Origin of the sequence: Streptomyces inhibens, from assembly GCF_022221585.1 — a bacterium.
GTDB lineage: Bacteria > Actinomycetota > Actinomycetes > Streptomycetales > Streptomycetaceae > Streptomyces > Streptomyces inhibens.
In genome coordinates, this window is record NZ_CP084681.1 from 5,752,232 (window position 1) to 5,772,397 (window position 20,166).

Annotated in this window: 20 protein-coding genes; 7 read left to right on the plus strand and 13 right to left on the minus strand. The window is 69.9% G+C overall.

Features of this window, described 5'->3' with window-relative positions:
* Positions 1-51: 51 nt before the first annotated feature.
* On the plus strand, positions 52-753 hold the full coding sequence (locus KI385_RS26235; RefSeq protein WP_238574628.1) for a thioesterase II family protein: 702 nt from the start codon (positions 52-54) through the stop codon (positions 751-753).
* Here KI385_RS26235 and KI385_RS26240 read toward each other — a convergent pair.
* The 7 genes from KI385_RS26240 to KI385_RS43985 form a co-directional block, all read right to left on the minus strand.
* A complete protein-coding gene (locus KI385_RS26240; RefSeq protein WP_238574629.1) occupies positions 742-2,352 on the minus strand; it encodes a type IV secretory system conjugative DNA transfer family protein in 1,611 nt (536 codons plus the stop codon). The genes KI385_RS26235 and KI385_RS26240 overlap by 12 nt on opposite strands.
* On the minus strand, positions 2,349-3,773 hold the full coding sequence (locus KI385_RS26245; protein ID WP_128509929.1) for an ATP-binding protein: 1,425 nt from the start codon (positions 3,771-3,773) through the stop codon (positions 2,349-2,351). Before KI385_RS26245 ends, KI385_RS26240 begins: the two co-directional genes overlap by 4 nt.
* Before the next feature lie 29 nt (positions 3,774-3,802).
* Positions 3,803-5,365 carry an SCO6880 family protein gene (locus KI385_RS26250; RefSeq protein ID WP_238574630.1) on the minus strand — a complete coding sequence of 521 codons (1,563 nt, stop codon included), beginning with the start codon at positions 5,363-5,365 and terminating at the stop codon, positions 3,803-3,805.
* Positions 5,362-6,675, minus strand: a complete 1,314-nt coding sequence (locus KI385_RS26255; RefSeq protein ID WP_238574631.1) for a hypothetical protein — start codon at positions 6,673-6,675, stop codon at positions 5,362-5,364. The genes KI385_RS26250 and KI385_RS26255 overlap by 4 nt, the downstream gene beginning before the upstream one ends.
* Positions 6,665-7,522, minus strand: coding sequence for a DUF8175 domain-containg protein (locus tag KI385_RS26260; protein WP_238574632.1), 858 nt, complete (start codon positions 7,520-7,522; stop codon positions 6,665-6,667). The genes KI385_RS26255 and KI385_RS26260 overlap by 11 nt, the downstream gene beginning before the upstream one ends.
* A gap of 511 nt (positions 7,523-8,033) precedes the next feature.
* A complete protein-coding gene (locus KI385_RS26265; RefSeq protein WP_238577842.1) occupies positions 8,034-8,342 on the minus strand; it encodes a hypothetical protein in 309 nt (102 codons plus the stop codon).
* A 284-nt stretch (positions 8,343-8,626) separates the two neighbouring features.
* Positions 8,627-8,749: a hypothetical protein gene (locus tag KI385_RS43985; RefSeq protein ID WP_280525004.1), complete on the minus strand. Its 123-nt coding sequence runs from the start codon at positions 8,747-8,749 to the stop codon at positions 8,627-8,629.
* Positions 8,750-8,956: 207 nt separating this feature from the next.
* On the opposite strand from KI385_RS43985, the gene KI385_RS26270 reads away from it, so the two are divergent.
* Positions 8,957-9,955, plus strand: a complete 999-nt coding sequence (locus tag KI385_RS26270; RefSeq protein WP_281066905.1) for a bifunctional lytic transglycosylase/C40 family peptidase — start codon at positions 8,957-8,959, stop codon at positions 9,953-9,955.
* Between the two features lie 205 nt (positions 9,956-10,160).
* Positions 10,161-10,904, plus strand: a complete 744-nt coding sequence (locus tag KI385_RS26275) for a phosphatase PAP2 family protein (RefSeq protein ID WP_238574634.1) — start codon at positions 10,161-10,163, stop codon at positions 10,902-10,904.
* Between the two features lie 114 nt (positions 10,905-11,018).
* Here KI385_RS26275 and KI385_RS26280 read toward each other — a convergent pair whose 3' ends face one another.
* Together KI385_RS26280 and KI385_RS26285 are read right to left on the minus strand one after the other, a co-directional pair.
* A complete protein-coding gene (locus KI385_RS26280; RefSeq protein ID WP_238574635.1) occupies positions 11,019-12,638 on the minus strand; it encodes an FAD-binding oxidoreductase in 1,620 nt (539 codons plus the stop codon).
* Between the two features lie 263 nt (positions 12,639-12,901).
* A complete protein-coding gene (locus KI385_RS26285) occupies positions 12,902-13,081 on the minus strand; it encodes a hypothetical protein (protein WP_238574636.1) in 180 nt (59 codons plus the stop codon).
* A gap of 173 nt (positions 13,082-13,254) precedes the next feature.
* Here KI385_RS26285 and KI385_RS26290 point away from each other — a divergent pair, with 173 nt between their 5' ends.
* Both KI385_RS26290 and KI385_RS26295 read left to right on the plus strand, forming a co-directional pair.
* Positions 13,255-14,121, plus strand: coding sequence for an SCO4651 family lipoprotein (locus KI385_RS26290; RefSeq protein ID WP_238574637.1), 867 nt, complete (start codon positions 13,255-13,257; stop codon positions 14,119-14,121).
* A gap of 147 nt (positions 14,122-14,268) precedes the next feature.
* Positions 14,269-14,490, plus strand: a complete 222-nt coding sequence (locus KI385_RS26295) for a hypothetical protein (RefSeq protein ID WP_238577843.1) — start codon at positions 14,269-14,271, stop codon at positions 14,488-14,490.
* A gap of 41 nt (positions 14,491-14,531) precedes the next feature.
* On the opposite strand, the gene KI385_RS26300 is transcribed toward KI385_RS26295, so the two are convergent.
* The gene (locus tag KI385_RS26300) at positions 14,532-14,948 is read right to left on the minus strand and encodes a metal-sensitive transcriptional regulator (RefSeq protein WP_238574638.1); all 417 of its coding nucleotides are present in this window, start codon (positions 14,946-14,948) and stop codon (positions 14,532-14,534) included.
* A 194-nt stretch (positions 14,949-15,142) separates the two neighbouring features.
* Here KI385_RS26300 and KI385_RS26305 point away from each other — a divergent pair, with 194 nt between their 5' ends.
* Together KI385_RS26305 and KI385_RS26310 are read left to right on the plus strand one after the other, a co-directional pair.
* A complete protein-coding gene (locus tag KI385_RS26305; protein ID WP_238574639.1) occupies positions 15,143-15,763 on the plus strand; it encodes a DUF47 domain-containing protein in 621 nt (206 codons plus the stop codon).
* 9 nt (positions 15,764-15,772) lie between these two features.
* Positions 15,773-16,771 (plus strand): inorganic phosphate transporter, encoded by a 999-nt coding sequence (locus KI385_RS26310; RefSeq protein ID WP_238574640.1) that lies wholly within the window; start codon positions 15,773-15,775, stop codon positions 16,769-16,771.
* A gap of 180 nt (positions 16,772-16,951) precedes the next feature.
* On the opposite strand, the gene pstB is transcribed toward KI385_RS26310, so the two are convergent.
* From pstB to pstC, 3 genes are all read right to left on the minus strand, one after another.
* Positions 16,952-17,728 carry a phosphate ABC transporter ATP-binding protein PstB gene (gene pstB / locus KI385_RS26315; RefSeq protein ID WP_238574641.1) on the minus strand — a complete coding sequence of 259 codons (777 nt, stop codon included), beginning with the start codon at positions 17,726-17,728 and terminating at the stop codon, positions 16,952-16,954.
* A gap of 138 nt (positions 17,729-17,866) precedes the next feature.
* Complete coding sequence (pstA, locus tag KI385_RS26320) at positions 17,867-18,949, minus strand: phosphate ABC transporter permease PstA (protein ID WP_238574642.1); 1,083 nt, start codon at positions 18,947-18,949, stop codon at positions 17,867-17,869.
* A 73-nt stretch (positions 18,950-19,022) separates the two neighbouring features.
* Positions 19,023-20,021: a phosphate ABC transporter permease subunit PstC gene (gene pstC / locus KI385_RS26325; protein ID WP_238574643.1), complete on the minus strand. Its 999-nt coding sequence runs from the start codon at positions 20,019-20,021 to the stop codon at positions 19,023-19,025.
* Positions 20,022-20,166: the final 145 nt, after the last annotated feature.

The window sequence follows — 20,166 nt, forward strand, 5'->3', positions numbered from 1 at the left end:
CCGGCCGGGGCCACGGGGGTTCCCCCTTGCTCCTCAAGAGCTTGGGGGAGCGTGATCTGCTTTCCGCACGCCGGCGGCGGCGCGGGCGCCTTCCGGCCGCTCGCCAAGGCCGTCGCCGCCTCGCGCCCCGAGCGGGCCCGCCCGTACGAGGTGCTGGCGGTGCAGTACCCGGGCCGCCACGACCGCATCCACGAGGAGCGGATCGAGGATCTGACGGAGCTGGCGGCCGGGGCGTACCAGGCGCTGGCACCGCTCGCCGACCGGCCGCTGACGCTGCTGGGGCACAGCATGGGCGCGCTGGTGGCGTACGAGGTGACCCGGCTGCTGGAGCACGAGGGCGCCGCCCCCGTCCGGCTGATCGTCTCCAGCGCCTGGGCCCCGTCGCGGGTCACCAACGGCACCGTCCACCTACGGGACGACCACGGCCTCGTCGAGGAGATCCGGCGGACCCGGGGCACCGACCCCAGACTGCTGGCGGACCGGGAGGTGCTGGCCCTGGCCCTGCCCGTGGTGCGCAGCGACTACAAGGCCGTGGAGACCTACCGTCACCGGCCGGGGCCGCCGCTGCGGACGCCGGTCACCGCGCTGCTCGGCGACGCCGATCCCCTGGTCGCCGTCGAGGACGCGGCCGCATGGCGCGGGCACACCACCGGGGACTTCCGGATGCGGATCTTCCCCGGCGGCGACCACTTCTACCTCACCGGACACTGGCCGGACCTCGCGGAACGGATCGGTGAGGGCTCAGACCGGTAGCGAGTGATGGGGCCAGCGGGCGCGGGCCTGTTCCCGGGAGCGCATGGTCGCCAGCGTCAGCAGGCCGCGCGTACGGCCGGTTTCCAGGAGGCCCGGGAGCGCGGGCAGCGGCGCGAGCGCGGCGATGTCGTCCAGCACGAGGGTGAGTGGTGGGTCGAGCCGACCGTCAGATGACCGTTCGGCCATGCGGCGGCCGTGCTCGACCACGCTCGAAAGGAGTGCGGTGAGCAGGGGCATCGCACCCGGGTCGGTACGCGGATCCTCGATGGGGTCGCCTACCACGTAAAGCGTTCCCCCCTCATCGATGAATGATTCAAGGATGACCGAATCCGCTCGAAGTGGATTGCAGGCATCCCGGATATGGATCGAGGAGAGGGCGGTGAGCGCCCGGCCGACCAACTCCTTGGCCGCCTCGCGGCGTTCGGCATGCGCGGTGAGCACCGACTCCAGCTCGCCGGCCTGGCCGCCGGACGCCTTCGGGCTGGTGCGCAGGATGCGTACGGGCTCCTGTGCGGCGCCCGTGGCATGGGCCCAGCGGTGCAGCTGGCGGAACGGGCGGCCGTCCACCGCGGCGGCGTGCAGCCAGCAGCGCAGCAGGGTCTGGGCGGCCTCCGCGACGGCCGAGTCCACGGCGGCGGCCGGGCGTACCGGAGCCAGCAGGGCGGTGGCCCGGGCGGTGGCGATGGCGAGGTCCGTACAGCCGGAGGTCGGTGACCAGCGCAGCCGGGCCGGGGTGTCGAGGCGGTGCGTCGGATCGTAGGTCAGCAGCGGCCCGAGCTTGGCGCGGGCGTCCTTGGTCTCGGACCAGAGGGCGGGGTCGGTGGTGGCGACGATCAGTGGGCCGGGGGCGGCGGCCGCGGTGGCGATGGCGGCGGCGAGCGTGGTGCCGCGGTCGGTGACGAACTCCACCCGGGGCAGGGTCGGTTCGCCGAGCGGGGTGGTGGCGGCCACCGGGGAGGCGGTGCGCTGTTCCGGTACGGGGCCGGTGGCGGCGGGTTCGACGGGCAGGGGCACGGCCGGGGTCGCCGGTGGGGCGGGAGTCGCCGGGACGGCCGGCACGTCCTCGGCGGGCGCCGCGGCCTCCCGGACGGGCCGGGCCCCCGTCTCCCGGGCCTTCCGCGTGTCCCGCGCCTCCCGCTCGGCATCCCGTTCGGCCTCCCGCGCCTCCCAGGCCGCCTCGCGGGCCTCCCTGGCCCTCGCCCGCCGCGTCGCCCGTACGGCGCGATAGCGGGTGACCGTCCCCAACGCGAAGATCGTCAGGACCAGCAGCACCATCAGCTCGCCGATGAGGATGCCCCAGAACAGGCCGTAGCCGGACAGCTGGCCCTTGGGGGCGCCCGGCCAGGCCGCGGCCATGTCGTGCGGCGCCGAGACGAGATGGCGCAGGGCCATCGGCGTACCGGAGTAGCTGACGCCCTCGGGCCAGGCGCCGTGCGCGAACAGTCCGGCCAGCCCGGTCGCGGTCCACACCAGCAGGGTCAGGCCCAGCAGGAAGGCGAGCAGCCCGACCAGCAGCGAGTCGGGGATTCCGCGCCCCCGGCCGGCGGGTGTGTCGCGGTAGCCCCGGCCGCCTCGTTCGTTGTCGTATCCGCGCCTCACGCCACCGTCTCGCTCGACTCGTCTCTCCACTGACGCTCCATCGCCATCGCCTCGGCGCGCGCCTCGGCCTCGGCGTCGGCCGCCGCCTCAAGGGCGCGCGCCTCGTCGGTCGGCATCGCGGACGCCTCGGTCATCGCCCGGTCGGTGAAGACCAGCGGGCGTTCGGCCTCGGTGATGAGGTGTTTGACGACCTGCACATTGCCGTTGACGTCCCAGACGGCGATGCCGGGGGTGAGGGTCGGAATGATCTCCACCGCCCAGCGTGGCAGGCCGAGCACCCGCCCCGTGGCCCGTGCCTCGTCGGCCTTCTGCGCATAGATGGTCCGTGTCGAGGCCATCTTCAGGATCGCCGCGGCCTCCCGTGCGGCCGCACCGTCCACCACGTCGCTGAGGTGGTGCACGACCGCCACGAAGGACAGGCCGAGCCGCCGCCCGAACTTCAGCAGCCGCTGGAACAGCTGGGCCACGAAGGGCGAGTTGATGATGTGCCAGGCCTCCTCGACCAGGAAGATCCGCTTCTTCCGGTCGGGACGGATCCAGGTGTGCTCCAGCCACACGCCCACGATCGCCATCAGGATCGGCATCGCGATGGAGTTGCGGTCGATGTGCGACAGGTCGAAGACGATCAGCGGCGCGTCCAGGTCGATGCCCGCCGACGTCGGCCCGTCGAACATGCCGCGCAGGTCACCGTCGACGAGCCGGTCGAGGACCAGCGCCACATCCAGACCCCAGGCCCGTACGTCGTCTATATCGACATTCATGGCCTCCGCCGACTCCGCCTCCGGGTGCCGCAGCTGCTCGACGATGTCGGTCAGGACGGGCTGCCGGTCGGTGATGGTCTCGTTGACGAAGGCGTGCGCGACCTTCAGCGCGAAGCCGGCGCGTTCGTCCAGGCCATGGCCCATCGCGACCTCGATGATCGTACGCAGCAGGGCCAGCTGGCCGGTGGTGGTGATCGACGGGTCGAGGGGGTTGAGGCGGATGCCGCCGTTGAGGGCGGCGGTCGGGTCCAGACGGATGGGGGTTATCCCCAGCTCCTGGGCGATGAGATTCCACTCGCCGACGCCGTCCTCACCCTGTGCGTCCAGCACGACGACCTGCCGGTCACGGAACCTCAACTGGCGCAGGACATACGTCTTCTCCAGCGCGGACTTGCCGTTGCCGGACTCGCCGAGGACCAGCCAGTGCGGGGCGGGCAACTGCTGTCCGTAGAGCTGGAACGGGTCGTAGATGTATCCCTTGCCGCTGTAGACCTCACGGCCGATGATCACGCCGGAGTCGCCGAGGCCGGGGGCCGCGGTGGGCAGATAGACGGCCTGGGCCTGGCCGGTGGAGGTGCGTACGGGCAGCCGGGTCGTCTCCACCTTCCCGAACAGGAAGCTGGTGAACGCGTCGGTGAGCGCTCCGAGCGGATCGATCATGGCCATGACGTACGCGCCTCCCAGCGGCTTTAGCGGCGGATCCCGGTCGCGAACGGCAGGGTGTTGACGAACGCCCGGTGGTGCTCGCGATCGCACCACTCCAGCTTGAGATAGGACTTGCCGGCGGAAGCACGGATGGTGCGCTTGTCGCGGGCCAGCGCCTCGGGCGAGCGGGAGGAGACCGTGATGTAGCCGACGAGATTGACCCCGGCGGCACCCGACGCCAGGTCCTCACCGCGCTGGTCCACCCGCCCGTGGTGCGCGACGTCCCGCGGGTCGACGACCCGGTTCATCTTCGCCGCGCGACTGGCCTCCGCATCGTCATTGGTCTTCTCCGTCAGCATCCGCTCGATGGCGACCTCGGTGGGCTCCAGGTCCATGCAGACCGCGACCGTACGGATCACGTCCGGGGTGTGCACCAGGAGAGGCGCGAGGAAGTTGACGCCCACCGGGGTCAGCGGCCACTCCTTGACCCAGGCGGTGGCGTGACACCACGGCGCGCGGGTCGACGACTCACGCGTCTTCGCCTGCAGATACGTCGGCTCCATCGCATCCAGCTCGGCCGGCCAGGTGTTCCGCTTGCTCATCGCCTGGATGTGGTCGATGGGGTGGTCCGGGTCGTACATCGAGTGCACGAGGGAGGCGAGCCGGGCCTGGCCGAGAGGCTGGCGTACCCGGATGTCGGCCTCGGCGAGCCGGGCACAGATATCGGTCAGCTCACGGGCCATGACCACCGCCAGACCGGCGTCCCGGTCCAGCTTCTTGCGCAGCAGCCCGCCCTGGTGCATCCGGGCGGCACGCGCCATGGTCTGCGCCTCCTGGGCCAGCTCGCGGGTGTAGTGCATACAGGCGACGAGGTAGGCGCGGTGCTGCTCGGAGGAGGTGGAGACCATCGACTGGAGCTGGTCGTAGGACTCCTGGAGCCAGACCGGGGAGGAGCGGTCGCCGCGCTGGGCGACGTCCTTGGCGTGCGCGTCCGGGTCGGCGGGCAGCGTGCGCGCCAGCATCTGCAGCCGGGTCACAAAGCCGTCCCCGTTGGCCACATGCTTGAGCAGCGTCCCGAAACGGTCGACCAGCGCCTCCTGGTCCTCGCTGTCCCGCAGCCCGACGCCCGGTCCCTCGATCTCGATGGCGGCGGTGACCGTACGGCGGTCGGCGTGCAGCAGTACCGCGATCTCGTCCGGTCCGAACGGGGCGGCCAGCCAGTTGATCCGCCCGATGCCCGGCGGCGGGCCGATCTCGACCTCCCGGCCGTCCATCCGGATACCCGCCTCGGCGGCGCCGGAGCGGTAGGTGGCGCCGCGGCGGACCGTACGGCGGAAGCTGCGTCGGATCTCGAACCACCTGTAGAACGTCCGGCCCTTGTACGGCACGTAGACGGCGGCCAGCCCCAGCATCGGGAAGCCGGTGAGCGACACGATCCGCAGCGGCAGCATGGGCACCAGCAGCCCGCACATCATGCCGAGGAAGGCGCCCGCGATGATCAACGCGATCTCACCGGTCTCGCGGTTCTTGCCGACGATCGCATTGGGCCGGGCGCGGCCGATCAGATACGTGCGACGCGGCGCGATCGGGTGGGACTGCGTGCTCAACGCCCCTCACCTCCTGCTGTCTTGCCGGAGCGGGCGCTGCTGCTCGAACCGGGACCGGGGTTGGTACGGGGCGCGGGGGTGGCGGTGCGGCCGCCGCCGGAACGGGTGCTGTGCGCGGCGACACCACCGGCCACCGCATCGGCCGGCCGGGACTGGCCGCCCTGCGCGCCCTGCGCCTGGCCGCCGTCGCCGGACGTGCGGGTGCTGTGGGTCTTGATGCCCTGGGACACCAGCGCGGCCGGGGAACTGAGTACCGCAGCCGCGGCATTCTCCGCCCCACGGCTCATCCGGTTGTTCCGCGACGCGGCGATCTCGTCGCCGAAGCCGGGGACGAAGCGGTAGATCACAGCGCTGGCGAAGATGGCCAGCAGGATGATTGCGAGACCGGAGACCACGGCCGAGATGGCGTCCGGGCCCTTGTCGTGCGACAGCGCACCGGCAATGCCGAGCACGATCACGATGACCGGCTTCACCATGATCACCGCGATCATGATGCCCGCCCAGCGCCGGACGTGCCCCCACATGTTCTTGTCGACCAGCCCGGCATAGACGACCGTGCCCAGCAGCGCGCCGACGTACAGCAGCGCGGCCCGGATCACCAGCTCCAGCCACAGCACACCGGCGGCGAGCACCGAGACCAGCGACACCACGATCAGCATGATCGGGCCGCCGCCGATGTCCGTGCCCTTCGTGAGCGCCTGCGAGAACGCCCCGAAGAACGTATCGGTCTGCGCCCCGGTCCCCTTCGCGATGATCTCGGTGACGCCGTCCGTCGCCGAGACGATGGTGTACAGGATCAGCGGTGTGAAGGCGGACGCCAGCACGGTCAACCACAAAAACCCGATCGCCTCACTGATCGCCTCCGTGAGCCGCCCCCCACGCACGGCCCGCTTGGCGACGGCCAGCAGCCAGAGCACAAGCGTCAGAACGGTGGACGCGGCGAAGACGACGGCGTACTGCCGCAGAAACGCCGCATTGGTGAAGTCCACCTGCGAGGTGGCATGCACCGCATCCGACAACTTGTCGACAATCCATGCGGCGGCCTTCGCGCAGCCTTTGGCCAGGGATTCGAGGGGGTCGAGGGGGTTGGCGTCGGTGAGGCCGCCGCCCGGATTCGACGTACCGCCACCGTCATTGCCCCGTTCTTCGCAGAGCTCCTTGGCCTTGTCCGCAAGGAGATCGCAAGGGCCTTCGCTCGGCTTCGGTGAGGGAGCCGCGAACGCACGGGTCGAGAGAACCACCAGAGTTGCCTGCAGACCGGTCAGCGCCGAGACGACAGCGAGGGCGCGACGTCGGTTGTTACCTGGCATACGTGAACCCTCCGAACCCTTGGACGGCCTTGGACATGTCCTTGGCGGTCGCAGCGGTCTGGTCGCCGCCGATCGGAGCCGGCCCGGCCTTCTGCGTAAAGTCGGCGAGCTTCCAGTCGCCGTTCACCCACTGCATCTGCATCGTGGACGTGTACCAGCTCTCCACGACCGGCTTCTGGGACCCCTGGCCGGCGATGCCGAACAAGGTGGAGTACCAGACCGCGATCGTGGCTGTGGTGCCCTCGAACTTCTCGGCCTTCGTCCCTACCGGGTTCGCCCGGGACACAAAGGTCATGCCGGTCGGCGCGTTGCCATCCGGCTTGAGGCCGATCCGGCCGAGGAACTTCGGGTCCGTATAGACCTTGCGCAAGCTCTCCTTGCGCGCCGCGGCCGCGGACGATGTGTAGACGGCGTCGACGATCGCATCACGCTGGTCCGACTTGTACATACCGCCGCTGGAGAGCGCGACCACATAATTCGCCGCCGCCGACTCCGCCCCCTGCTCCGTCTTCGCGAAGCCCGACGCGATGGTGCCGTTCTTGCCGGTGACCGGCTTGGTGCCGGTGGGGGTGGTGGGCCGGGCGGCGGGGCCGGTGTCCTTGGGGGAGTCGTTGGAGGCGGATTCGTTGTTTCCGCTTCCGCCGCGGTTGGCGAAGGCGATCGCCGCGAGCAGCAGAACGATCACGCCGACGATCGTGACGAGGTTGCGGCTGGACAGGCCGGCCCGGGACCGTCGTCCCGAGCCGTAGAGCTCGCCGTCGCTCTCGGGAAGTCTGGTCCGCGTCTGGCCCGCCTCGGGACTACGGTGGCCCTCGCCGCCGTAGCCGCCGTCGTCACTGAGACTCATCGCGCCTGTGCCCCCTCTGCCGCCGTCGCCGTCCGTGCCGTAGTTGTGCCGCCCTCATATGACCGTAGCCGCGCGGGCGGCGGCTCGGGCGCAGTGGTACGAGTACATCTCACCGTGACGGGTCCTCAGATGCGGTGCGGTAGAGGCGAATGGGGGACTCTGGGTTATTTGTACGCATCGCCTGCTCCGCGGTTCGCTGTCGCCTTCTTGCGCCTTCTTGCGCCTTCTGTCTCCGGATCCACCTGTCCCCGCGCAGCGGGCAGCCCAATCGGTCCGCTGGTGGCCGGGGGTGGCGGCGGTGCGGTGCAGGGGCGTCGGGGCCGGGGTGAGTGGGCGTCAGCATGGGGCCTCGGCAGGAGAGGTGGCGCCGGTGGGGACGAGTGGGAGCGAGTGGGGGCATGGGACGGCGGAGAGATGGTGGGCGGGGGCGCATGGGGGGCGGCGCGGGGACGGGCGCGTGCCAGGGTGCGCGATGCCGCGGTGGCGGCCGCGCGAGGGGTACGGGCGCGCCCTAGACCGCCATGCCGTAGACGATGGTGAACAGCGTCCCCAGGGAACCGATGATGAAGACGCCGGTCAGGCCGGCCACGATCAGGCCCTTGCCCTGTTCGGCGCTGAAGGTGTCGCGCAGCGCGGTGGCGCCGATGCGCTGTTTGGCGGCGCCCCAGATCGCGAGGCCGAGGCACAGCAGGATCGCCACCGCCATGACCACTTCGATCATCACGCGGGCTTCGTTGCCCAGGCTCCCGAACGGCCCCCAGTCCGGGGCGATTCCGCCGATGATGGTGGTGATGTCGCCCTTTTCGGCCGCAATGAACATGTGTGAACTCACCGCCCCTTTGTGGGTAGTTGTGCGCCCGCGTCGGCTCGACACGGGCCAGCCTCTATCTTCGCTGACAAACAGACCGTCAGTCGTCGACTTGGCGCCTTTCTTCGACGGATCCCGTGGGAGTGGCGTGTATGTGAGGGCGCACGCCGTCCATTGAACCGACTAGTCTCACTGTGTGTATCACGGGGGATAACCCTGAGCAATGATCATCGGGGCGGCGGCGCAGTGATATGGGTCGGTGAAGCCTCCGGGTGCGGCGATGGTGCGCGGGGCGGCTACTTCGGGGCGTGCGACATGGCGAAGATCATGACGAGCGCCACGAGGTGGATGGCGAACAGGAAATACGCGACGCGCCACCACAGGTGCCGGTTCATCTGCTTTTGATTGTTCGGGTCCATGGGTCTGCCTCGTCCTGTCTTGGGTGCCTTGTGCAGTGTCGCTCATACGGCGGTGCGCCGGGCGCCGCCGTGAGCGAGATCGCACCCCGCCGGAAGCGCCCCGTGCGCCGCGTCATGCGCCGCCGTGTGGCCGGGAGCACGGCGCAACGCGCGGGGAGCGGCCGGAAAAAGGCAGTGAACCGCGCCTGAATGGGGGAGGGTTGTGGGGTGCGGAAATTCTGGGTGGCCGGTGGGCTCGGTGTGGGGCTGGTGTTCTGCCTGCTCGGGCTGCTTGTGATCGGTACGTACACGGCGGCGGCCGGACTGGTCGGCGGCCGGGCGGTCGGGCTGGCGAAGGGCGCGGTGCCGGCCGCGTATCAGTCGTTGGTGCAGAAGTGGGGGACGCTGTGCCCGGCGATAAGCCCCTCGCTGCTGGCGGCGCAGCTCTATCAGGAGAGCGGCTGGAACCCGAAGGCGCAGAGTCCGGCGTCCGCGCAGGGGATGGCGCAGTTCATCCCGGGCACCTGGCAGACACACGGCGTCGACGGGAACGGCGACGGCAAGAAGGATGTGTGGGACCCGGAGGACGCGATTCCGTCGGCGGCCTCGTACGACTGTGAGCTGGCGAGCTATGTGAAGGGCGCGGCGGGCGATGCCACGCACAACATGCTCGCCGCGTACAACGCCGGGGCGTACCGGGTCATCCAGTACAACGGGGTGCCGCCGTATCGCGAGACCCAGAACTATGTGAAGACGATCACGACGCTGGCGAAGAGCTTCGAGGCGCCGGCGGGGCCGGTGGCGCCGTCGAAGCAGGCCGCGGGCGCCATCTACTTCGCTCAGGGCAAGCTGGGCACGCCCTATAAGTGGGGCGGTAACGGGACGCCCGAGGAGGGCGGGCGGTTCGACTGTTCGGGGCTGACCAAGGCCGCGTACCACTCCGTCGGTATCGAACTGCCGCGGGTGGCGAACGACCAGTGGAACGCCGGACCGCATCCCAAGCGGGACGAGCTGCTCCCGGGTGACCTGGTGTTCTTCGCGTACGACCTGAACGATCCGCGGTCGATCCACCATGTGGGGATCTATGTGGGTGGCGGGTACATGATCAACGCGCCGTACACCGGGGCCGTGATCCGGTTCGACAAGATCGATACGCCGGACTACATCGGCGCGACCCGCGTCACCTCGGATGGCGCAAAAGCGCTGCCCGGCACGAACGCTGCGTGAACATAGGGCCCTGAACTGCGGCGATGAGTCAAGCTTCGATAACGTCCTGGTGATCATCCGGTGGAGAGTGGAACGCCAGGGGCGGGCATCGCGTTTCCTTGGCGTGGGGGCGTAGCAGAGCTCGCAGCAGCACACGCTCGACGACCACGGGGGTTGGCACCACACGTAGGCGCTCGCGCGCGCGAAAGATAAGGGGTCGCGGCAGATGGCTGGACTCGCACTCGAGGGGCCGAACCCCGACGTCGACGTGCTCGACGGCATCAACGGCCTCGCGAAGCATGCCCCCCACTGGGTCAACAAGGCCATGGAGTACATCGGCGAGTACGGCATCATCGCCGGCCTCGCGGTGCTGTGTCTGATCGCCTGGTGGTCCGCGCGCCACAGGCCGGGCGCGCCGTCCGCCGTCGCGGGTCTGGTCTGGGCGCCGCTGGCCGCCGGTATCGCGCTGCTGGCCAACATCCCGATCCGGGCGTTCGTCGAGCGGCCGCGGCCGTTCAAGGACCACACCGGTCTGGAAGTGCTGATCCCCGGCAAGAGCGACTTCTCGTTCGTGAGCGATCACGCCACGCTCACCATGGCGGTCGGCGTCGGCCTGTTCATCGCCCACCGCAAGTACGGCCTGATCGGGATCCTGCTGGCGCTCGCGGAGGGCTTCTGCCGCGTCTACATGGGCGTTCACTACCCGACCGATGTGGTCGGCGGTTTCGCGCTGGGCACAGCCGTCGCGCTGCTGCTCGCGCCGCTCGCACAGGCGCTGCTGGTGCCGCTGACGACGGCGATCGGCCGCTCGCGGCTGGCGTGGCTGGTGCGGGCGCCGGGTGTCGAGGCGGCGGACGGCGCGGTCGCGGGCGGCCGTGCGGGGCAGGGCGCCGAGGGCAGCCGGGTGGTGGCCACAGGGGCCGCGATGCCGCGCGGACACAAGGAGCGGGACAAGGACCTGGCGGCCTGACCGGACGGCTCCCCGACACATCTCCGGGAAAGAACCACGACCTGGCGGATGCGGACGGCCCGGCCCCTCGCGGGGGCCGGGCCGTCCGTGTGTCCGCCGGTGTTCCGGGCGGTCTCAGAGCGCCTGCGGGAAGGTGCTGAACAGCCGCTGCGGGTCGTAGGTCCGCTTGACCGTGGCCAGGCGGCCGGCGGCCGCGCCGTAGTAGGCGGACTTCCAGTCGGTCAGGCCGGGGTCGGTGTAGTTCTGGTAGGCGGCGCCGGAGGAGTGACGGCGCATCGCGTCATGGAAGGAATTCAGCCAGGCTGTGCGCGTGCCGGGCGAACTGTTCGACGGCCAGGACGTCAAGTACTGGGCGAGGAAGCGCGATCCGCGGTGGACGAAGGCGGTGTCGGTGCGGCCGACGCGGTTGATCGCGCCGCCCAGCGCCGTCAGCGCCACATTGCCGTTGACGCCCTTGCGGCCGCCGCTCTCGATCTGGTCCATCAGCGTGCGGATACCGGTCGCGGACAGCGAGCGGTCGAAGAAGTGCGAGCGGGCGGCGTAGGTCTCGCGGCCCAACTGGCCGGCGCCGGTGTGGCCCGGCAGCGAACCCGGCATATGGCACTGGGCGGTGGACTTGGACGAGCAGCCGGCGTAGGTCTCCATCGCGTCCAGATAGCCGATCGGGGTGAGGCGGACGGTGGTGGCGGGACCGGGGCCGCCGGGCTGGTCGGCGAGCTTGTCGACGGCGTTCTGCAGCTCGCGGTAGCCGCCCAGGGAGAAGGCCGCGACGGAGACCGCCGGGGTGCCGCCGGGGCGCGCGTCGAGATGGCAGGCGGACCATATCTCGTCGGCCTGCACCGGGCCCCACTTCTGCCAGGACGCCACGACCTTCGCCGCCTTGGCCCACGGCCAGGTCATGTACGCCATCACCGCGCGGGGCGCCGGATGCGTACGGAAGCGGAGTTCGGTGACCACACCGAAGTTGCCGTTGCCGGCGCCGCGCAGCGCCCAGAAGAGGTCGGCGTGCTGGTTCTTGTCGCAGTCGACGGTCTTGCCGTCGGCCGTGACCAGGGTGGCGCCGACGAGGCTGTCGCAGGTCAGGCCGTACGCGCGGGAGACCACGCCATGGCCGCCGCCGAGGGTGAGGCCGGATATGCCGACGGTGGGGCAGGAGCCCCCGGGTATCGTCACGCCGTGCGCCCCGAGGCCCTGGTAGACGTCGATGAGCTTGGCGCCGGCGCCGATGCGGGTGATGCCGCCGGACGGCGCGCCGACCTTGGCGAGGGCGGAGACGTCGATGATGAGCTTGCCGTTGCCGCTGGACCAGCCCGCGTAGGAGTGGCCGCCGCTGCGGATGGCGACCGGGGCGTCGTAACGCCGGGCGAAGGCGAGGCATTCGGCGATGTCGGACGGGTGCTTGACGTACGCGATGGCCGACGGCTTCAGCGTGTCGTAGCGGGTGTTGTAGAGGCGCCGGGCGGTCGCGTACGCGGCGTCGGAGGCCCGTATCAGCTGCCCGTCGAGGCTCTTGCCCAGCGCGGCCCAGGAGGACTGGGTGGCGCGGGCCCTGGCGGCGCCGGCGGGGGCGGAGGCCGCGTTGGTCTGCACGGTGTCGGCGCCGGTGGCCGCCCCGGCGGCGGATCCGGAGGACGCCGTGCCCGCCCCGGCGGTCTTGGTGTCGCAGCCGGTGGCCCAGGCGACCGAGGTCGCCGCCAGTCCGCCGCCGGCCTGCAGGAGTGTGCGCCGCTTCACTGGGATGAATCCCCCTCGATGTCGTACGGTCCTGCCCCGCCTGCCGATCGCCTGGCGCGGGTCGATGCGCCGGTGCTCGCGGGGCACGTGCCGGGAACACAGCTCCGGGCGGGTGCGGCGGCGCGCTTCCCCCCGCCCGCTGTGCCCGGTATTGCTCCGCACTGTCCGGTGACGTCCTTGAAGTCCGTTACCAGCGCGGCGCTGTTGCCTTCCCCACTACCCAGATGCGGTAGGGGCGTTGGGGGTTCCCGGAACGGACTCCCTCATTCCAGGGGGCACCCGGGGCCGGATCCGGCGCCGGCGTCGACCAGATGGCGCTCCGCGTCCGTACGCGCCTGTGAGCGGGCGCGCCGGGCCGGTCCCCGCCAGCCGCAGGTACAGCGGGCCGTACAGAAGGAACCACGTTCGGTGGTGGAGGTCGCATGGGGAGCTCGGTCGGGCACCCGGCCACGCTACGCGCCCCGGACGCCGATGCGTGACGAGCCCCGTCAACGGTCGTTGAACGGATCGGTCGACGGAACGTCAGGTGCGGCGTTGGCGGAACGTCCGACCCTCCCGAGCGGACCGGCCGGCCCAGGCCGTTCCCGAAGACAGCGGCCGAGGGGGCTCGTACGCGATGGTGGTGCAGGACAGGCGAGGCGGCGGCGCGGCCGCCGTGGCCATGGCGTGCGGGACGGGTCTGGCGGTCGGGCTGCTGGCGACGGGCTGTTCCCCGGAGGGTGCCGCGGCCGACGACCAGGAGCCGTCCGGCCGGGCCGCCCCCGCTGCCGCCGCGACGGTACGGGGCAGCGCCGACGCACTGGTGCGGGCCGGCTCGGCCAGGGTCCGTACGGCCATGGAGACGGTCAGCGGCGGCACCCGCGTCGCCATCCGCGGCACCGGCGGCTATGACTTCGCCACCAGCAGCGGGCGGCTGCGCGTCGTACTCCCCGACCCTGCGGGCAAGCCCAGCGGCGGCCATCAGCCGATCACCGAGATCCTCGCGCCGGGCGCGCTCTACATGAAGAACCGCGGGGCGGGGGTGCCCGCCGACAAGTGGGTGCGGGTGGACACCGCCTCGCTGTCCGACGGGAATCTGGTCACCGGCGGCGCGACCGATCCGCTGGCCGCCGCCGAACTGCTGCGCGGCGCACGGGAAGTGACGTATCAGGGCGAGGAGCGGCTGGACGGTGCCGTGGTGCGGCACTACCGCGGCACGACGGACATCGGGACGGCCGCCAAGGCGGCGTCGCCGCGCACCCGGTCCGCGCTGGTCGCCGCGGAAAAGGGGTTCACCACCGACGCGGTGCCGTTCGACGCGTATCTGGACGAGGCCGGGCGGCTGCGCAAGGTGCGTCAGTGGTTCCACTTCGCGAACGGTGCGCCCAACGGGGCGTCGGTGATCTCCACGACGGAGCTGTCCGGTTTCGGCGCGTGGGTCGCGGTGCGGCTGCCGGACGAGCGCGACATCTACGCGGGGAAGATCGCTTCGGCCGCGCCGTAGGGCCGGGCGTCGCGGTGTGGCCGGGCATGTGACGGGGGTGCTTGCCGAATGGCGGAAATGGTCCATCCGTGCCATGCGCGGGGCGTGGCCCCGTCTTTACGCTGGAGGGTAACCACCAGAGACGTGGGAAGGCGCTCGGAGGAGGAGGTGTTGTACGTGCCCGGGCACCGCCGTACGACGGTTCAGGACCACGTAGCCCTCGTCGAGATCGACCTGACTGGTGAGTTGATGATCGCGGCCGCGGCCGCAAGCGAGGATCGGCTCAGCCCGGACCGTATCGACGAGGTACTGGACGTGGAGGGTGCGGACGGCGACGGCGCGGACCGGCTGTCGTCGTGGCCGAGGTCCCCGAGACGCTCCCCTGGTTAGGGCCGCTCCGGCGGATCGGGCGCGGCACGCCCCGTAGCGCCTCAGGTGCGCAGCATCCGCTCGATCGCCTTGGTCGCTTCCTGGACCTTGGCGTCGATGGCCTCGGGGCCCTTGACGGCAGCGTCGGCGACGCAGTGCCGCAGATGTTCCTCCAGGAGCTGGAGCCCGAAGGACTGCAGGCCCTTCGTGCTGGCCGAGACCTGGGTGAGTATGTCGATGCAGTAGACATCCTCTTCGAGCATCCGCTGGAGTCCACGGATCTGGCCCTCGATCCGGCGCAGTCGCTTGATGTGCGCGTCTTTTTGCTTTGCGTAGCCGTGCATGCCGGCTACCGGGGAAGTCGCTGCGTGATCCGTCACGGTTTGGGCCCCGCCTCGGGGGTCGGTTTTCGGCTGCGAGGTGTGGCCGGCCGCGGCGGCTGCGGTGCTGCCGGTGGTGTCGGCGTCCGTGGTCGTCATGGCCGTCTCCCGTGGTATCTAGGCGATCTGTATACCCCTGGTGGGTATATGGTACCGAACTTTGCGGGCACCTGAGGTACCCCGTGCAGAGCATGCTGCCCGATGGGCGACACTGAAGGAATGCCGGTTAGCAGTGGCTGGATGATGCGCCTAGCATCAACTCGACCGAATCCGATGCACCCCGAGGATTTCACGTGCGCTTTCGTCTGACCCCCAGGGAGACGAGCTTCTACGACATGTTCGCCGCCTCCGCGGACAACATCGTCACGGGCTCCAAGCTCCTGATGGAACTGCTCGGGGCCGACGCCTCCGCGCGGACAGAGATCGCCGAGAGGATGCGGGCGGCTGAGCACGCGGGTGACGACGCGACACACGCGATCTTTCACCAGCTGAACTCCTCGTTCATCACGCCGTTCGACCGCGAGGACATCTACAACCTCGCCTCGTCGCTCGACGACATCATGGACTTCATGGAAGAGGCCGTCGATCTGGTCGTCCTCTACAAGGTCGAGGAGCTGCCCAAGGGCATCGACCAGCAGATCGAGGTGCTGGCGCGGGCGGCGGAGCTGACCGCCGAGGCCATGCCGAATCTGCGCACGATGTCGAACCTCACCGAGTACTGGATCGAGGTCAACCGCCTGGAGAACCAGGCCGACCAGATCCACCGCAAGCTGCTCGCGCACCTCTTCAACGGCAAGTACGACGCCATCGAGGTCCTCAAGCTCAAGCAGATCGTGGACATCCTGGAGGAGGCGGCGGACGCTTTCGAGCACGTCGCCAACACGGTCGAGACCATCGCGGTAAAGGAGTCCTGAGCCCCGGCCATGGACACCTTCGCGCTTGTCGTGACCATTGCGGTCGCGCTCGGTTTCACATACACCAACGGCTTCCACGACTCCGCGAACGCCATCGCGACCTCCGTCTCCACACGGGCACTGACCCCGCGGGCGGCGCTGGCGATGGCCGCCGTGATGAACCTCGCCGGTGCCTTCCTCGGCAGCGGGGTCGCCAAGACGGTCAGCGAAGGACTGATCGCCACTCCCCATGGCAGCAAGGGGATGGGCATTCTCTTCGCCGCGCTGCTCGGCGCGGTGGTCTGGAACCTCGTCACCTGGTACTTCGGGCTGCCCTCGTCGTCCTCGCACGCGCTGTTCGGCGGCATGGTCGGTGCGGCGCTCGCCGGTGGCACCACGGTGATCTGGTCCGGGGTGATCGAGAAGGTCGTCCTGCCGATGTTCATCTCGCCGGTCATCGGCCTGGTGCTCGGCTATCTGGTGATGGTCGCGATCCTGTGGATCTTCCGTAAGGCCAACCCGCACAAGGCCAAGCGTGGTTTCCGCATAGCCCAGACCGTCTCCGCCGCGGGTATGGCGCTCGGCCACGGTCTGCAGGACGCGCAGAAGACCATGGGTGTGGTCGTGATGGCCCTGGTCATCGCCGATGTCGAGGGCAAGAACGAGGCCATCCCGATCTGGGTCAAGCTGGCCTGTGCGATCACCCTGTCGCTCGGTACGTACGCGGGTGGCTGGCGCATCATGCGTACGCTCGGCCGGCGGATCATCGAGCTGGACCCGCCGCAGGGCTTCGCCGCGGAGACCACGGCCGCCTCGGTCATGTACACCGCGTCGTTCATGTTCCACGCGCCGATCTCCACGACCCATGTCATCACCTCCGCGATCATGGGTGTGGGCTCCACCAAGGGCTCGCGCGCGGTGCGCTGGGGCGTCGCCAAGAACATCGTGATGGGCTGGTTCATCACCATGCCGGCGGCGGCGCTGGTCGCGGCGCTTTCGTACTGGCTCGTACGACTGGCCTTCGGCTGACGATCACCGCACGAGCCGACAGCTGCCGGGCACCAGAAGCCGGCAGCCGCTGAGCACAAGAATGGGCCCGCCCCCCGGGAAGGAGGGGCGGGCCCTTCGTCTTGCGGTGGCACCGCCATGCAGCACCGCAGGACGTGGGTGGGGCGGCCCGGCCGCAGCCGGGGCCGCCGTGCGGCCGGCTCAGCCGAAGCGGCCGGAGATGTAGTCCTCCGTGGCCTGGACCGACGGGTTGGAGAAGATCCGCTCGGTCTCGTCGATCTCGATCAGCTTGCCGGGCTGGCCGACAGCGGCGAGGTTGAAGAACGCCGTACGGTCCGAGACGCGCGCCGCCTGCTGCATGTTGTGCGTCACGATGACGATCGTGAAGCGCTCCTTCAGCTCGCCGATCAGGTCCTCGATGGCGAGGGTGGAGATCGGGTCGAGCGCCGAGCACGGCTCGTCCATCAGCAGCACCTGCGGCTCGACCGCGATGGCGCGGGCGATGCACAGCCGCTGCTGCTGGCCGCCGGACAGGCCCGAGCCGGGCTTGTTCAGGCGGTCCTTGACCTCGTTCCAGAGGTTGGCGCCCTTGAGGGACTTCTCGACGATGTCCTTGAGCTCGCTCTTCTTGAACGAGCCGTTCAGCCGCAGACCGGCCGCGACATTGTCGAAGATCGACATCGTGGGGAACGGGTTGGGGCGCTGGAAGACCATGCCGACGGTGCGGCGGACGGCGACCGGGTCGACCCCGGAGCCGTAGAGGTTCTCGTCGTCCAGCATCACCTTGCCCTCGACGCGGCCGCCGGGGGTGACCTCGTGCATACGGTTCAGGGTGCGCAGAAAGGTCGACTTGCCGCAGCCGGACGGGCCGATGAAGGCGGTCACGGAGCGCGGCTCGACCGTCATCGAGATGTCGTCGATGGCCTTGTGGCTGCCGTAGTACGCGGAGAGGCCGCTGACGTCGATTCGCTTGGCCATGGAAATCACTGCTTCTTTCTGTCGCCGGGCTTGGTCAGCGGCCGGACTGCGTCAAATGGTCGGACTTCGTTTCGCTTCCGCTCCGGCCGGGTGCCGCACCCTCGTTCCTCGGATGCGACCCCCAACCTCCGCTGCAGCTCAACTCCGTCCTCCGCGTGGGGCCTTCCAGCGGGCTATGCCGCGGGCCACCAGGTTGAGGATCATGACGAAGGCGATGAGGACCAGAGCCGCCGCCCAGGCGCGGTCGTACGAGGCCTCGGAACCCTGCTGCCACTGCTGGAAAACGTAGAGCGGAAGCGACTGCTGGGCATCTTCGAAGGGGTTGTTGTTGATCGTCTTCGCGCCCCACACCAGGAGCAGCACGGGGGCCGTCTCGCCGGTGATACGGGCGATGGAGAGCATCACGCCGGTGGTGATGCCGCCGATCGACGTCGGCAGAACGACCTTGAGGATGGTGCGCCACTTGGGAACGCCGAGGGCCAGGGAGGCCTCGCGCAGCTCGTTCGGGACGAGCTTGAGCATCTCCTCGGTGGAGCGGACCACGACGGGCATCATCAAGATCGCCAGGGCCATCGAGCCGGCGAAACCGGACGGGCCGAAGCCGAGGATCAGGATCCATACGGACAGGACGAACAGGCCGGCCACGATCGAGGGGATACCGGTCATGACGTCGACGAAGAAGGTGACGACCTTGGCGAGCCTGCCGCGCCCGTACTCGACGAGGTAGATCGCGGTGAGCAGACCGAGCGGCGCGGCGATCAGGGTGGCCAGGCCGACCTGCTCCAGGGTGCCGATGATCGCGTGGTAGATACCGCCGCCGGGCATCGCGTCCGGGAGGGTGCCCATCGAGTGGGACAGGAAGTAGCCGTCCAGGACCTTGCTGCCGCGGGCGACGGTCTCCCACAGGAGGGAGGCGAGCGGTACGACGGCGAGCAGGAAGGCGATCCAGACCAGGCTGGTGGCCAGCCGGTCCTTGGCCTGCCGGGTGCCCTCGACGCCCGCGGCCAGCGCGAACGTACCGAGGATGAAGATCAGGACGGCGATCAGGCCCCACTGGACGGTGCTGTCCAGGCCGGCGCCCAGTCCGATGCCGCAGCCCGCGCCGGCCGCGACCAGCGCGAGGACCGGTGGGGTCCAGCGGGGCAGCCGGGCCTGCTTGAGGGAGACCGGGAGGGGAGCGCCGCCATTGGCGACCGGTCGGCGGTCAGTCACGGTACTCATGCCGCCACCTCGCTTCGCGAGGCATCGCATTCGCGAAGCACGCACCTCTTGTTGATTCGTTCGCTTCGCTCACTCATGCAGCGGCTCCCGAGTACTCCTTGCGACGGGCAATGATCAGGCGGGCCGCGCCGTTGACGAGCAGCGTGATCACGAAGAGGACGAGGCCGGAGGCGATCAGGGCGTCCTGACCGAATTCATCGGCCTCGCTGAACTTGCTGGCGATGTTCTGGGCGAAGGTGCCGCCGCCCGGGTCCAGCAGGCTCGTGTTGATGAGGAAGCTGGGCGAGAGGACCGTGGCGACGGCCATCGTCTCGCCGAGCGCGCGGCCCAGGCCCAGCATGGAGGCGCTGATGACTCCGGAGCGGCCGAAGGGGAGCACCGACATCCGGATGACTTCCCAGCGGGTGGCACCGAGGGCCAGCGCGGCCTCCTCGTGCATCTTGGGGACCTGAAGGAAGACCTCACGGCTGACGCTGGTCACGATCGGCAGGATCATGATCGCGAGCAGGATGCCGACGGTGAACAGCGAGCGCGCGGCGCCCTGGGAGTAGCTGAAGATCCCGGTCCAGCCCAGGTAGTCGTTCAGCCAGCTGTAGAAGCCGGACAGATGCGGGACGAGGAAGAGCGCGCCCCACAGGCCGTAGATGATGCTGGGCACCGCGGCGAGCAGGTCGATGACGTAGCCGAGCGGCGAGGCCAGCTTGCGCGGCGCGTAGTGCGAGATGAACAGCGCGATGCCGACCGCGACCGGGACCGCGATGGCCATCGCGATCACCGAGCTGACGAGGGTGCCGAAGGCGAGCACCGCGATGCCGAACTTCGGGTCCAGGCCGGTGGCGTTCCAGTCGAGCGTGGTGAAGAAGTTGGCCTTGTCGCCCGAGATGGCGAGCACGGACCGGTAGGTGAGGAAGACCGCGATCGCGGCCATGATCACCAGGAGGGCGATACCGGAGCCCCGGGAGAGCCCGAGGAAGATCCGGTCACCGGGGCGGACCGCCTTGCCGGAGACGGCGGAGTGCTCGTCGTTCCGTGGTGGCGGGGGTGTATCGGTTATCGAGGAAGCTGTGTTCATGGATTCTCCGGTCTGCGGAGCCGGTGAGGGCTCCTGGCGCGGCGGTGCACCGGACGGGTGGCGGCCCGAAAGGGGCCCTTGTGAAGGGGCCCCTTTGGCCGTGTGGCGACTGCTCGGGCCGCTGTAGCGGGCCCCTCAGGTCCAA